The sequence below is a fragment of the Anaeromyxobacter sp. PSR-1 genome (genome assembly GCF_000964525.1).
GTDB lineage: Bacteria > Myxococcota > Myxococcia > Myxococcales > Anaeromyxobacteraceae > Anaeromyxobacter.
This window is the reverse complement of sequence record NZ_BAZG01000022.1, coordinates 25,984-40,339: the sequence shown is the minus strand read 5'-3', so window position 1 is coordinate 40,339 and position 14,356 is coordinate 25,984. Positions and strand designations below refer to the sequence as shown.

Here is a 14,356-nt window from a genome sequence, read left to right as displayed (position 1 = left end):
CGGCGTCGAGGCCGAGTCCGCCACGGCGACCGGCGCGCCGCTGTCCACGGCCGTCACCGTGATGCTCACCGTCGCGCTGGCGGTCTGCCCGTCGCCGTCGGTCACCTGGTACGTGAAGGCGTCCGCCCCGTTGAACGCCGGGGCCGGCGTATAGGTGATGGTGTGGTCGGCGTTCACGACCGCCGTGCCGCCGGCCGGCCCGGCGGTCACCGCGAGCGCGGAGACGCCGTCCACCACCGTGTCGTTCGCGAGGACGCCGATGACGACCACGCCGCCCTCCGCGACCGTCACCGCCTCGCCCGCGGCCGTGGGCGGCCCGTCGTCGACCGGGGTCACCGTGACCGAGACGGTCGCGGTCGCGACCTGCCCGTCGTAGTCGCTCACCTGGTAGCTGAACGCGTCCGCGCCGAACGCGTTGGCGGACGGTGTGTACGTGATCGTCCCGTCGGCGTTCACCGCGGCGGTGCCCTTCCCCGGCGCGGTCGCGATGGTGACCGTGGCGGGCGGATCCTGCACCGTGTCGTTGGCGAGCACGTTCACCGTGGCCGCGGCGTCCTCGAGCGTCGTGACCGCGTCGTCCACCGCCACCGGCGAGCCGCTGTCCACCGCGGTCACCGCGACGCTCACCGTCGCCGAGCCGGTCTGGCCGTCCGAGTCGGTCACCTGGTAGGTGAACGCGTCCGGGCCGAAGTAGCCCGGCGACGGGATGTAGGTGACCGTCCGGTCGGGGTTCAGGACGGCCGCTCCGTTCGCAGGGCCCGTGAGGATGGCCAGGCCCGCCACGCCATCCGCGACCGTGTCGTTCGCGAGCACGTTCACCACCACGAACGAGCCCTCGGACACCGTGGCGGCGTCGTCCACCGCCACGGGCACGCGCATCGCGGCGGTGGTCAGGTCCCAGCTCAGCTGCACCACCCCGGCCGTGGCGCAGTCCAGCGTGTACTGGCCCTGCAGGTGGTCCTGCGAGATCACCGACCCGGCGGCGAGCGTCCGCTTGCAGGTCGGGTGGTAGATGCCGAGCGTGTCGAACTGGAGCGACAGCAGCTCGTCGTAGGCGGGGCCGCCGGCGTAGCTGCACGAGAGCGGCCACCGCGCGGTGATGCCGAACCGGAACGCGGGCGAGGCCATCACCTCGGCGATGGTCGCCTCGAGCTCGAACGCCGTGTCCGCCGCGGTGCAGGCGACGTCGGGCGCGGTCACGGTCGCGGAGTCGAGCGCGAGCGTCCCCCACTGCAGGAAGTAGGCGCCGCCCGGGTCCTCGGCCGCGTAGTTCAGCGCGAGGCTCCCGGTCGCGGTGTAGGTCTTGCTCAGGGTCGAGTCCACCGTGACGGTGCCGTCGAGATCGCGGGCGGAGCTCCCCACCAGGCTCCAGTCGCTGAAGTGCAGCGAGGCGACCGTCAACGTCTCGGCGGCGAGGTCGCGGGCGATGTCGCGGTCGCGGTACCGCAGCCAGAAGCCCTGGCGCTCCTGGTACGCGACGGCGATGCCGTCGAGCGGCGTGCCCGCCGGCCCCGCCACGAACGTCAGCTGCACCGGTGCGGCGAAGATCGTCCCCTCCGGGCCGAGGCGGTAGGCCTTGGTCGGATCGATCGCGCCGGGGGCCGTGTTCGTGATCTCGTCCACGGTGAAGGCCACCGGCGAAGCCACGGCACCGGCGGGGACCGTGACCGTGAGCAGGCCGTCCGGCGAGACGAGGGTCCCGCCCTGCCCGCCGATCGTCGCCGCCGAGGAAAGGCCGAGCACCCGACCCTTCGGCGATGGCTGCGGGTAGCCCTTCCCGGACGAGCTCGATCCGCCGCCGGCGCCGCAGGCCGCGAGCAGCGCGAGGACCGCGGCGCCCGCCAGCGGCCCGCCCGCGCGCCGAAGCCACGTCCCCGCTCGTCCTGCCTGCGCGCTCATGCGGTCCTCACCGTCACTTCGCGTGACACTTGTTGCACAGGCTGGTCTGGAAGGTGGCGAACGCGGTCGGCTCGCGGTCGTACATCGCGCCGCGCGTCTCGGCCCGGGTGCGCCCCTGGGCCACCGCCGCCCGCCCGGCCTCCCCGATGGCGTCGATCCCCGGCCACTGCCCGCTCGCCACCACGTACTCGCTCTTCACGTTCCAGCGCAGCGATCCGTCCCAGCCCGAGGCGTGCGCGCGATGGCAGGAGAGGCACATCACGTTCTCCTGGCCGCGCACCGGCCCGGTGCGCACCATCCCGTCGCTGGACGTGCTCGCGGCGAGCGTCGCCCGATCCGCGGTGCCCTCCTCGTACGGCACCAGCGACGTGTAGGCGAGCGCGTAGCTCCCGCCGAGGTCACCGGTCTTCACGTAGGCGTTGTACACGTTGGCGAGCATCCCGAGCTTGGCGGAGCTGCCGGAGGGGTGCATGAACTCCCCCGGGCGCGTCGGGTTCGCCGGGGTGTGGATCGCGCCGTGGCAGTTGCCGCACCACTCGGACATCCCGCTCCCGTACGCCACCCGGACGTCGGCGACCCGCTCGCCCTGGTTGTAGGTGCTGGGCGCGAGCGCGACCGGCGGATCCGCCGAGAACGCGTTGACGCCCGCGAGCGTCCGCGGCTGGTAGCCCACGCCGGCCAGCATGCGATAGGTGCCGATCGCGGTGGTCTGGGTTGGCGCCACGTACGCGGTGCGGTCGCCGTACGAACCGGACGCGACGACGGGCGCGCCGCCGGTGGCCACGACCCCGCCATCGCGCACGCGGTACTTCCCGTGCGGATCGTGGCAGCTGATGCACGAGAGCTGGTTCGAGGGATAGCTGCCGCCGGGCGCGGTCGGGTGCCTGGGATCCGCGAAGCGGCCGTAGTCGGCGGCCACGATGTTGTGGCCGTGGGCGTCGCCCGGGCTCGTCTCGAGCCCCGCCGTGCCGGCCCAGGACCACGACTTCGCCAGCCACGCGAAGTCGCCGCCCGGCGTCATGTTGAGCGGCGCGGCGCCGGGCTGGACCGAGAGCGAGTAGACGGAGTGCGGCGCGGAGGCCACGCCCGCGTGGCAGAGGAGGCAGGTGGAGCTCGCGTCCGCCCCCTGGACCAGGGCCGAACCGGAGGCCTTCGTCGTGCTGCCGTGCATCGTGTGGCAGCCTTCGCAGCGGGCGGCGCCGCCGGAATGGAACGCCACGGCCGGCGCTGCCGCGAGCAGCGCGACCGCCGCGGCCGCGAGTCGACGAACCCCTGGCACTCGCTTCGACGCTGACACGATCCCTCTGCCGCCGTCTTGCGGCTTGCTGTCCATCCAGTCTTCGCCTGCGTCCCGCGACCGGGTTACGTCGCGGCGTTCCGCACCCTGCGAGGCCACGCTCAGCGCCCATGTACCAGGAACGCGCTGACGCCCCGGTTTCCTCCCTGCGATACGAAGAGCACGCCGTTGCCGACCGCCATCTCGCTGGGGATGACCAGCCCCGCCGCGCCGCCGGCGGACTCGCCGACGAACTTGAGATCCGGCCCGAACACCATCACGACGCGCCGGAGCTGGTCCGCCACGAAGAGGTATCCCTCCTCGTCGCCCACGATCGGCCCCACCACGTTGAAGAGCCCGGGGCGGCTGCCGCGCTGCCCGAAGACGCGCAGCGTCCCGTCGGGCGCGACGACGTATGCGTGGAACAGGGTGGGGATGGTGAACAGGACGTTGCCGCGCGGGTCCACGCTGAAGCCGTGCAGCTCGTTGCCGTCCGCCGAGGCGCCCTCCAGCGCCAGCTTGGCGAGGTCGACCGCGCGGACCGTCGTGCCCCGGAGATCCGTCACCAGCAGCTTGAGCTTCACGGTGTCGGCGAGGTAGACGAGCCCGTCCCTGTACGCCAGCCTGGTCGGCGTGAACGCGCCGAGGCTCGCCGGCGCCGAGAACTGCAGCTCGCCCGTCTGTGTGCCCCGGAAGTCGGCCCGCAGCACCCGGGGCCCGTCTCGCTCGGAGAGCAGCAGCAGATCGCCGTTCTCGATCACCGCGACGCCGCGCACCCAGCCGAGCTGGCCCTCGTCGCCGAAGCGGTACACCTCGACCCCGGTCCGGTTGAAGACGCGCACCCCCTCGCCCGGCGGGATGACGTAGAGCTCGCGGCGGTCGGCGTCGTAGGCGAGCGTCGCCCAGCTCATCGCGATGGGACCGTCCAGCGCCGCCACGTCGTAGAGGTACGCCAGCGAGACGGGGCGCCGCGCGTCGCCCTCGCCGGGCGCGGGCTCCGCCGACCGGGCCGCACGAGGGAGCGCCTGCGCGATCGCGAGTGCGGCGACGAGGGTGATCGGGATGCGAGCCACTCGCCTCCTCACCGGCCGGTGTCGAACACCTGGATGCGGTCGTTGCCGCGATCCGCCACGAACACGGCGCCGTCCGGCTCGAAGCAGATCTGGGCGGGGTAGTAGACCAGGCCGGGGCTCCAGCCGAGCGCGAGCTGCCGCCCCTGGAACGAGCCGTCGGAGCCGAGGATCGCGATCCCGCCGCCGTGCTGGTCCACGACGTACAGCTTGCCCTGGTGGAACGCCAGGTAGGTCGGGAAGCTCATCACGTCCTTGCGCGACTCGGTGAGGCGCTTGAACGCGGTGGCGCCCTTGTCCGCGGTCCAGATGCCGGCGCCCACCGCGTCCACGGCGTAGAGCGTGCCGCCCCCGTCCACCGCCACGTCGGTGAACTGCGCCCCCTCGCGCGGCAGCTCGACCTGCCGGATCACCTTGCCGGCGGGGTCGGTGACGAGCACCCGCGGCCCGAGGACGTCGAGCACGTAGAGGTTGCCCGCGCCGTCCACCTTGAAGGCGCCGGGGAGCGTGCCGGCCGGCGCGCCCTGCAGGTCGACGTTGCCGAGGAAGGCGCCCTTCGCGTCGAGCCGCACGATCTTGCGCAGCTTCTCGTCCAGCACCAGCACCTCGCCCTTGGGATCCAGCTGCACCCGGTACGGGTACGGCACCTGTGCGAGCTTCACCTGGGTGCCGCCGCTGAGGCTTCCGTCACGGTACGTGTACAGCAGCAGCCGGGCGTTGCCGGTGTCGGCGACCACGACGGCGCCGCCCGCCCCGCAGGCCACGCCCTCGGGCCGCCTCAGCTGGCCTTCCTTCGGATCCGAGTAGACGGTGGTCTGGTGGCGGAAGGCCTGGGCGGCGCCCACGGCCGGCCCGAACACCATCGCCAGGCCCAGCACCGACTGGAACACGATCGCTCTCGACACGGGCGTCACCTCTTGAACGACTCGTGGCACTTCGTGCACAGGTCGGTGGTCGTCGGGAACGGCAGCATCTGCGCGTACTCGGTCCCGTGGGCTCGGTGGCAGCTCAGGCAGTCCACGTTCCGGTTCGGGTTGCGCGGATCCTTCACCTTCTCGCCGATCGGGTGGGACGAGTGGCGCTGCCAGTCGTGGCACTTGCCGCACATCTCGATCCGGTTCGCCCCGGTGAGCATGAGCGGCGTGTCGGACGAGTGCGGATCGTGGCAGGCCCCGCACTCCCCGGCGCCGACCGGCTCGTGCTTCGCCGGCGAGAGCTTCTGCCGCTTGATGGTGTCCGCGTGGCACTCGCCGCAGACCACCGTCAGGTTCGCCCGCGGCAGGCCCGCCTGCTTCGACGCGTGCGGACCGTGGCAGGTCAGGCAGGCGTCGCCCTCCAGGACCGGCCGGTGCACCCGCGCCTTGGCGGTGAACTCGCCGATCTTCGGCGCGTGGCACAGCTTGCACAGCTCGACGCCCGCCTGCTTCGGCTTGAAGCGGTTGGGGGAGCCGGGCGGCTCGTGGCACTGCGCGCACTGCCCGCGCGCGACCGGCGGGTGGACGTGGTCGTAGAGCATGCCCGGCTTGTTCGAGCCGTGCGGGTCGTGGCAGGTCGTGCAGCGCGCCTTCCCGACCGGGTAGTTCATGTGCTTCTTCAGGAAGATGGCGCCGTCGGGGCGGTGGCACCCGACGCAGAGATCCGGCGCGTCCTTCTTGAGCAGGCTCGGCGCAGCCGTGGAGCCGTGGACCTCGTGGCAGGTCGCGCAGTCGTTCTCGACCGGCTTGTGCTTCACCTTCGCCGCCGCGATGCCGTCCACCAGCTTCTTGTGGCAGCCGGCGCAGAGCTCCGCGCCGCCCTTCAGCAGGTTGTTCTTGAAGTTCGAGGCGTGCGCCGCGTGGCAGCTCGCACACTTGCCTTCGCTGACCGGGGCGTGGAGGCTCTTCGCCGAGGCGGGGACCATCGCGCCGTGGCACCGGGCGCAGATCTGGCCGCCGGTGTCCGCGAGCAGCTTGCCGTGGTCCGAGGCGTGCGGGTTGTGGCAGCCGACGCAATCGCGCGTCCGGACGGGCGTGTGCACCGACTTCTGCGCGAGCTTCTGCTCGAAGTCCGCGTGGCAGTCGAGGCAGAGCTTGCCCTCGGCGCCCGCCTTCAGGCGGTACGGGTTGCCCTGCTTCGGCGCGGCCGCGGTGGGCTGGGCCTTCGCCGGCGGTGCCTTGGTCGCGGCCACCGCGGGGCCGGCCGCAGCCATCAGCGTGAGGAGGAGAGCGATTCGCGAGCGCATGGGTCCTCTCACTTCGCGGCCACCGGCAGGTGGCAGCTGTCGCACTGGCGCGCGGCGAAGGGCGGGTGGACCGCCGTCTTGAGGAACTTCGGGTCCTTGGACGAGTGCGGGTCGTGGCACGCCACGCAGTGCATCACCTTCGGGTCGATGCCCGCATGGCGGGTCGAGAACTGCGACGCCTTCACGTCGTGGCACTGCTCGCAGAGCGCCCCCACCGGCTCGCTGGTGAGCTTGGGCTGCGCCGACTGGTGCGGCGAGTGGCAGGACAGGCAGTCGTCGGCGGGCGCGTGCCGGGTCTCCCCGGCCATCTTCTCCTTCTGCTTGGTGTGGCAGGAGAAGCAGAGGTCCGGGCCGGCCGCGTTGAGCAGGCCCTTCAGCTTGGCGCCGTGCGGGTTGTGGCACTTGGTGCACTCACCCGACGCGAACGCCGCGTGGACGCTCTTCGCCGACTCGGAGTTCGCGGCCACCTTGGCGTGGCAGGAGAGGCACAGCGCCTTCTGGTCCTTCACGATCATCCCGCCGGCGTTCGAGCCGTGCGGATCGTGGCAGGTCAGGCAGGCCCCCTCGGCGAACGGCTTGTGGACGACGCCGGCGGAGGCGAGCTTCATGAGCTCGCCGTGGCACCCCTGGCACATCTTCGCGCCGTCGGTCTTCAGCAGCTTGGGCCGGTCGGCCGAGTGGCCGGCGTGGCAGGCGCTGCACTTGCCCTCGAGCACGGGCTTGTGCGTGTGCGCCTTCACGAACCGCGTCTCGGCGTCGGCGTGGCACCCGAAGCACAGCTTGTCCTGGCGCGACCCGGTCATGCCCGGGAAGTCCGAACCGTGCGGATCGTGGCAGGTGGCGCACTCGCCGTCCGCGAACGGGACGTGGACGACCTTGCGCTTGGTCTGCTCGGCGACCTTGGGGTGGCAGGCGGCGCAGCTCTTCGAGACCTCCGCCGCGAGGAGCCCCTTCACCGGCGCCGCGTGCGGCTGGTGGCAGCCGAGGCAGGCCTTGGGCCCGGACATGGGCTTGTGCGCGACCAGCTTCCTCGCGTCCTTGCCCGCGTGGCAGCCGGTGCAGAGCGCGGCGCCTGCGGCCCGGGTCATGGCGGGGTTGTTCGAGGCGTGCGGGTCGTGGCAGGCGACGCACTCCTCCTTGCGCACGGGCGCGTGGACCACCTTCTGGCCCTTGGTCACGTCCTTCGCGTCATGGCAGTTGGCGCACAGCTTGCCCCCCGCCTCCTGCACCGCGAACGGCTTCGGGCTGCTCGGAGCGGCGTGGCACTGGTCGCAGCCGCCGGACAGCGCCGAGTGGACCGAGGCCTTCATCAGCTTCGGCTGGTCGGAGGAGTGCGGCTCGTGGCAGGCGCTGCAGCGCTTCCCGGCGACCGGGTACCCCCCTGTGTGCCTTGGCGAACCCGCCCGACGTCGGCGCGTGGCACTTCACGCAGAGCTGCCCCTCCTCGGCCTTGAGGAGCGACTTCTGCGCCGAAGCGTGCGTCGCGTGGCAGGCGCCGCAGCCCTCCTTGGCGAGCACCGGGTGCACGTTCTTCCGCTCGAACGCCTTGCGGTCGTGGCACTCCCAGCAGGCGGCGCTCCCCTCCGCCTTCAGCATGTGCGGCGCGTTCGAGCCGTGGACGGCGTGACACTGCGTGCACGACCCGGTCCTCAGGACCGCGTGCACGTTCGGCTGGTCCATGCCGATGGACGCCGGCTTGTGGCACGAGTAGCAGAGCTTGTTGCCGCTCTCCTTGAGCAGGAGCTTCGGGACGATGCCGTGGCGCTGGTGGCAGGCCTCGCACTCGCCCTTCTTCACCGCCTCGTGGGTGAAGCGGAAGGCGGAGAACTTCTTCGCCTCCTCGGTGTGACAGTCGAGGCACTCCTTCCGCTTGAACTTGCGATCGGCGGCGCCCGCCCCCGCGGGCGCCGCGAGCACGCCGGCGGTGAACGCCGCCAGCGCGAGGATCCGCCAGAGTCTCATCGTGCGCGTCACGGCCATTCCCTCGCTGGAGGACCCAGCCTCAGTTGCCGATGCGGGTGATGAACGTCTCGATCTCGTGCGCGGCGCGCAGCTTCGCGGCCCAGTCGGTCACCGCGCGGTTCAGCGCCTGCCCGAACAGCTTCTTCTGGATGTCCTTCTTGGCCTCCTCGTACGGCTGGACCTGCGGGTCGGTGCGCGACACCACCAGCACCACGTAGCCCTGCCCCCTGGGCCCCTGGTGCATGCGGTAGTCGCCGACCTGCGCCGACGCGAGCGCCCCTGCGAGATCCTCCGGGAGCCCCTTGGCGGAGAGGAGCTGGCCCTCGAAGTCGAGCGCGCGCTGACCGGGGGTGAGCTGCCCCTCGGCGTTCGCCTTGAGCCACTTGAAGTCGGTGCCGCGGGCGAGCCGCTCGGCGGCGCGCTGCGCGCCCTTCATGTCGGGGAACGCCAGCTGGTCCAGGCGATACAGGGGCGCGGCGGTGAACTCGTCGCGGTGGCCGTCGTAGTACGCCCGCAGGTCCTCGTCCTTGAGGGAGACGTCCGGCACCAGCACGCGCTGGACGAACGTGCCGAACACGAGCGAGTTCTCCTGGTCCGCGACGGCCCGCAGGTACTCCTCGGACTGGTCGAGCTTCCGGACCCGCGCCTCCTTCGTGAACACCCGCTTGTAGATGAGCCCGTCGAGCCGGGGCCGCTTGAGCTTGTCGACCCGCTTCTCCTGCTGCGGCTTCTCCACGCCGTGGAAGAACTTCTCGCCGACCGCGTTGGCGAGATCGCCCACGGTGATGGGCGCCTCGCCGGCGATGCGGGCGATGGGCCGCTTGTCCTTGACGAGCACGGCGAACCCCGGCTTCGGCGCGTCGAAGTCGATCTTCCGGAGCAGGGCCTCGTCGATCTTCACGTACTTGCGGTCGAGCTCCTTCCGGAACGCGATGAGGAGCTGCCCGCCCTGCCGATCGATCGACGCCGCCTCGGCCTCGGCCCGCTTCGCCGGATCGTCCGGGTAGACGAGATCCTCCACGTAGAGGACGGCGGACCCGTTCTGCAGCTTCAGCGGCGCAGTGACCTGGCCCTTCTGCAGCGGCTGGAGCGCGGCCACGACGGCGGGCAATGCCTGGTCGGGCGACAGGACCTCCGGCTCGCTGCTGCCCTCCGCCTTCTTCTCCGCGATGAGCTGCTTCGCAAGCTCGGGGAAGGTCTTTCCGCCCGCGAGCGCGGTCTTCACCGCCGCCGCGTCCTCCTCCTTCTTGAAGAGGAGGGAGCGCACCTTCCAGCGCCGCACCGACTCCTTGTAGATGCGCTCGACCTCGAGCGCGTCGGGCTTGACGTCCTTGGTGACCTGCTGCTGCAGCGTCTCGCGCAGCGTCACCTCCTTGAAGACCGTCAGCTGCTCCCTCAGCTCGGGCAGCTCGTCCAGCCCCATCTCGCGCGCCTCCATGATCAGGAGCCGCGAGTCGATGATCCGCTGGAGCACGGCCTTGAAGTCCGGCGCCGTGGCGGCCCCTGCGCTCCGCTCACCGTGCGTGGACGCCAGGGCCTCCTGGAGCTCCGAGAGCGGGATGGCCTGGTCGTCGATGCGCGCGATCGGCATGCGCGCGAAGAGCGGCGAGAACAGCGGCGCCTCGATGCGCGCCGTCATCGGCGCGGGCTTGGCAGCGGGCGTCGGGTCGGCCGCCTTCGCCGGCTGGGCCGTCGCGCCGGGGCCGGACGGCTTGGATGGCTCCGCCGCGAAGACGACGCGGGGCGCGGTGAACGCGAGAACGGCGACGAGCAGGGAGCGGGACGTGACGGGCGGAATGGTCATGTGGGCGGCCGACCTCGGTGCAACGGTTGTGCCTCGCGGCTACATCGTAAAACGCGGAAAGATATGGTGTTTTTCAGGTGGATCGCGCCCCTCCAGCGCAATGATTGCGCCGCGCGACGGATTCCCGCAGCGGCCGTCGGCGAGCGCCTCCTGCCCATCATCGGGACCCATATCCGCGGCGCACCGAGCTCCGGGTCCGGCTTCGAGGGGAAGCCTCGTCGGCGCCGCCCGAGCCGCGCGCGACCTGCAGATCCATCCGATCCACCACCGACGCCGCGACGCGGCACAGGAGATCGGCGGAGTTCCGGACCAGGCCCAGGTCGAACCACCAGACGCCATCGGCGCCATCCCCCTCCGACACCGAGCTCCACGCCACGACCTCGTGGGCGCGATCGAGCACCTGGACCGTGAACTCCACGCGCGCGGCGCCGAACGCCCCGCCGCCATCCTCGTACCGCCGCACCACGCCGGCGACCACCAGGTCGGCGTCGAGCTTGTCGAGCACCGTGCTCGCGACGTCCACGGAGACGCCGCCGGGCATGAGCAGGCGGTTCGCCAGCAGCACCGACCGGACCAGGCCCGGCTCGACGACCTCGGCCGCGGGCGAGGTCGAGAGCTGCCGGGCGAGCTCGAGCGTCGCCGCATCGCCTGCGCTCCGTCGCCGCGTCTCGTTCATGAAGGGCAGGACCGCGATCTTGAAGGGCCCCTCCCGCAGCCGGGGCGAACGGAACACCAGCCGCGGCCGGAAGCGCCGCTCGGGGTCGCAGCGGCTGGCGCGCGCGCCGCCGTGCAGGAAGGCCTGCAGCGAGCGACCGAGCCGGTCGAGCACGATGCGCTGGACGCGCGCCGGGTCGTGGATCAGCCCCAGGCCGAGCAGGCCGGGCCGCTCGTCGCCGGAGCGCACCGCACCATCGATCCAGAGAACCCGCGGCGGTCCGCCGGTGGACACGAGCCGGAGCGTGACCGCGAGCCTGGGAGGGGACTTCGGCTGGTAGGCGCCCACCGAGGCGACGACGATCGCGTCGACGCCGAGCTCCTCGCGCGCCGCGACCGCGGTCTCCGCGTCCACGCCGCTCGTGTTGCGAACCCGGTGCCGGGCCAGGAACTCGTCCAGCGCCTGGCGCGGCACGACCTCGAGCCCGGCGCGCGCGACGGTCTCCTCGACGGCGCGGTCGAAGTCCTCCGCCGGCGCGGGTCCTCCGCCGACGTTCACGCTGGGGAAGACGGCGACGCGCGCCGGGGCCGGGGTCGTGGCGACCGGTACGCGCGCCCCGCCGCACCCCGCGCCCCACGCCGCGAGCGCGAGCAGCAGCGCCGTCCTAGTGGAACAGCTGCGACAGGAGGTCATCGACCGCCTCCTCGGTGATCCGGTTCACCGGCTCCCCCCCGCTGCCGAGCAGCCGGTCGCCGAGGGAGACCCCTCCCTTGGTCGACTGCCCCGACCAGACGACCTTCCCGGTCGAGGCTTCGAGCATCTGGGCGCTGATCGAGACCACGTTCGACGCGGTGGTGCCGGACCGGACCTCCCCGTACTCCTTGACCACGCCCACGATCACCGCGTCCGCCTTGAGCACCGAGCCGAGCTTCACCACCTCCTCGACCGAAGGGCTGGTCGGGAGCGCCACGCCGGCGCGCGCGATCCCGCGGGCGACCTCGCCCGGCGGCAGCACGTAGATGCCACCGGTCGCCAGGAGCGCGCTCGAGAACACGTCGCGCACGCGATCGGCCGCGGCCGCCTCGCGGGTCAGGTTCGAGAACGGCATCACCGCGACCGTCCGGATCGAGCCGAAGTCCATGTTGGCGTCGTGGTACGCGCGGCCGGAGGAGCGGCAGGCGCTGGCAGCGAGGAGCAGCGTCATCGCCAGGCAGGTCGAGATCAAGGTTCGGGTCGTCATGGCATGCTCGAGCGTGCGTCGCGTTCAGGACAGCGTCAGGAAGAGATGGAGCATCAGGGAGTCCGTTCTCGTCCTGCTCTGCGGGGAACGGTTGTCGATGTTCGAGTAGTTGAGGTCCAGGTACGCGTTCGGCCGGAGGTTCCAGCGAACGCTCCCGCTCGTGGACTTCGTGGTCGCGTCGGCGACGTCGTCGGAGGCCTCCTGGTGCTGGGCCGTCAACACCAGGTCCCCCCCGCGCAGCGGCGCGTACGAGACCAGGTAGTTCCAGAGCAACCGGGGGCGCGTTCCGGACTGCGTGGACCTCGTGGCGCCGGCGGAGGCGAGCAGCGCGGGGAACGGGGTGACCGTCACCAGCCCGGACGCCTGCTGCCCCTCCGAGTCGCGCACCCGCTCGCCGACCTCCGTGCGCGTCCGGTTGTAGCCGTACGTCCCCGACAGGTTCAGCGCGCGGTTCGGGACGATCGAGGTGGTCGCGGAGGTGAACGTCGTCCGGGTCGACGCTCCCAGGCCCGAGACGTAGGACTGGCCGGCGTTCCCGGTCACGCTCAGCCCCTGGTACAGGTCAGCGCGCGCGAAGACGCTGGCCGAGTTGCGGAGCTGGTCGCCCTCCTCGAGCTGCGACCAGGCGCCGGCATAGGTGGCACCTGCCGACGCGGCAGGGATCGGGGTGACGCCGAGCGACGTCCCCCAGTCGAACTGGCCGATGTGCTCGCCGCCGGATCGGCTGTCCGTTCGCGCCACCCGCGCGGTGAGCGTCGTCGTCCGGTGCAGCCGCTGCGTGAGCCCGAGGCCATTCGCGATGGTCCACGCCGCCGACGTCCCGCTGGCCTTGGCCAGCTGGAAGCTGAGATCGTGCTGCAAGGCCGGCGAACCCAGCAGCCGGGTGGTCACGGTGCCGCTCAACGCGTTCGTGAGGCTGGTGCTCCGGCCCGCGACCGCCGCCGCGGACACCTCCTCGAACAGCATCACGTCGGTGACGAGGATCGCCCCGAGCGCCGCGTCCGTGGTCACGGTGGCGGCGAGCGGCCGGGTCACGACCTTCAGGTACTTCGACCGGCTCCGCTGGATGGGGATCTCGAACCGGTTCTGGAACGGCCCGAACGTCACCGCGCCGTCCAGGGGGACCGGCACCCAGTTGACGTTGTCGTCGCTCCGCCAGGCGGACCACTCGACCGCGCGCCAGACCGAGTCCGGGAGCAGTCGATCCACCCAGACCTGCACCACGTTGACCGGCTCGAGCGGCTCTCCCATCTCCACGCCGAGATCCCGCTGCGCCGTGTCGCCGGCGAGCGTTCGCTGGAAGCCGAGGTCGAGGCCGGCGCTCGCCTGCACGTTCCCGTCCACCAGTGCCGGGTTCGCCTTGAGCGTGTCGGTGGACGGGATGTCCGGGAACGCCTCCACGAGCGAGAGCCCGGCGAGCGGCGGGCGCTGCGTCCTCACCGTCCCCAGCGCCGAGGTGGCCTTGGTCTCGGAGATCGCGCTCTGCAGGCCGTAGGTGAGATACGCGTTGGAGCGGTCGTCGAAGAAGCGGCGCCGGTACGTCGCGGTCGCGACCTGGCCGAGCGTCCAGGTGCTGGTGTCGTCGATGCGATCATCGATGGTGCTGTAGGTCGTCGCGTAGGACAGGCCCAGCTCGCTCGTCGGCGAGTACGTGGCGGTGACCCCTGCGGTCGTGCTGGTCGTGTCGTACTGGGCGCGATCCTCGTCGAACTGGTTGCTCCGGCTCAGGCGGAGGTTCACGTTGGGCAGGTCCGCCGGGCTCCACCTCATCGACGCGCCGTAGGTCTCGCTCACCAGCGTCGGCACCCGCGTTCGCTGGCGGCCGCCACCCGCAGCCTCGGCGCTGTACTTCGCGTCCACGGTGTCCCGATCGTACGTGAAGCTGCCGCCCAGCACCGTCCCCCCCCACCCGAGCCCCGTCGAGAGCGTCCACTCCTGGCGCGTGCCGTCCGAGGATGCACCCTCGGTGTCGGACCAGACCTCGTCTCGCAGGAGCATGCCGTTGGCCCGCCACAGCAGGGCCTCGGTGAAGGCCTTGTCCAGCCCGAGCCGGTACTGCTGGGTGAGGCTCTGCGAGTCGGTCGTGGTCGTGAGGCCCGTCGCGTCGGTGAGCCGCAGCCGCGTGAGCGCGTACGTCGGCTCGGCGGCGACCGAGAGCCCGTCGGCGCGGGTGGCGCCCGGCCCGAGCCCGGCGGCCGCGACGAGCAGGATGGTCATGGCTCGCAGCGC

The 14,356-nt window shown here is 71.9% G+C and carries 10 protein-coding genes and 1 pseudogene; all 11 read right to left on the bottom strand.

Features of this window, described 5'->3' with window-relative positions; genetic code table 11:
• Nucleotides 1-1,899: Ig-like domain-containing protein (locus tag PSR1_RS06145; RefSeq protein ID WP_152643315.1), on the bottom strand; the 1,899-nt coding region annotated here is incomplete at its 3' end.
• A gap of 13 nt (nt 1,900-1,912) precedes the next feature.
• The gene (locus tag PSR1_RS06140; RefSeq protein ID WP_237757843.1) at nt 1,913-3,070 is read right to left on the bottom strand and encodes a cytochrome C; all 1,158 of its coding nucleotides are present in this window, start codon (nt 3,068-3,070) and stop codon (nt 1,913-1,915) included.
• Nucleotides 3,071-3,297: 227 nt separating this feature from the next.
• Nucleotides 3,298-4,248, bottom strand: a complete 951-nt coding sequence (locus tag PSR1_RS06135) for a hypothetical protein (protein WP_193388340.1) — start codon at nt 4,246-4,248, stop codon at nt 3,298-3,300.
• A gap of 8 nt (nt 4,249-4,256) precedes the next feature.
• Nucleotides 4,257-5,150: an NHL repeat-containing protein gene (locus tag PSR1_RS06130; protein WP_059436741.1), complete on the bottom strand. Its 894-nt coding sequence runs from the start codon at nt 5,148-5,150 to the stop codon at nt 4,257-4,259.
• Nucleotides 5,151-5,155: 5 nt separating this feature from the next.
• Nucleotides 5,156-6,466 (bottom strand): cytochrome c3 family protein, encoded by a 1,311-nt coding sequence (locus tag PSR1_RS06125; protein ID WP_059436740.1) that lies wholly within the window; start codon nt 6,464-6,466, stop codon nt 5,156-5,158.
• Between the two features lie 8 nt (nt 6,467-6,474).
• Entirely contained in the window at nt 6,475-7,776 is a 1,302-nt protein-coding gene (locus PSR1_RS06120) for a cytochrome c3 family protein (RefSeq protein ID WP_237757842.1), read from the bottom strand.
• A 151-nt stretch (nt 7,777-7,927) separates the two neighbouring features.
• Nucleotides 7,928-8,428, bottom strand: a pseudogene (locus PSR1_RS24440) (cytochrome c3 family protein); the annotation flags it as partial.
• A 40-nt stretch (nt 8,429-8,468) separates the two neighbouring features.
• Nucleotides 8,469-10,232, bottom strand: coding sequence for a peptidyl-prolyl cis-trans isomerase (locus PSR1_RS06115; protein WP_059436739.1), 1,764 nt, complete (start codon nt 10,230-10,232; stop codon nt 8,469-8,471).
• Between the two features lie 157 nt (nt 10,233-10,389).
• Nucleotides 10,390-11,580 carry a hypothetical protein gene (locus tag PSR1_RS06110; protein WP_059436738.1) on the bottom strand — a complete coding sequence of 397 codons (1,191 nt, stop codon included), beginning with the start codon at nt 11,578-11,580 and terminating at the stop codon, nt 10,390-10,392.
• Nucleotides 11,552-12,127: a GNA1162 family protein gene (locus PSR1_RS06105; RefSeq protein ID WP_059436737.1), complete on the bottom strand. Its 576-nt coding sequence runs from the start codon at nt 12,125-12,127 to the stop codon at nt 11,552-11,554. The genes PSR1_RS06110 and PSR1_RS06105 overlap by 29 nt, the downstream gene beginning before the upstream one ends.
• Nucleotides 12,128-12,151: 24 nt before the next feature.
• Nucleotides 12,152-14,344 (bottom strand): hypothetical protein, encoded by a 2,193-nt coding sequence (locus tag PSR1_RS06100; protein WP_059436736.1) that lies wholly within the window; start codon nt 14,342-14,344, stop codon nt 12,152-12,154.
• Between the last annotated feature and the right edge of the window lie 12 nt (nt 14,345-14,356).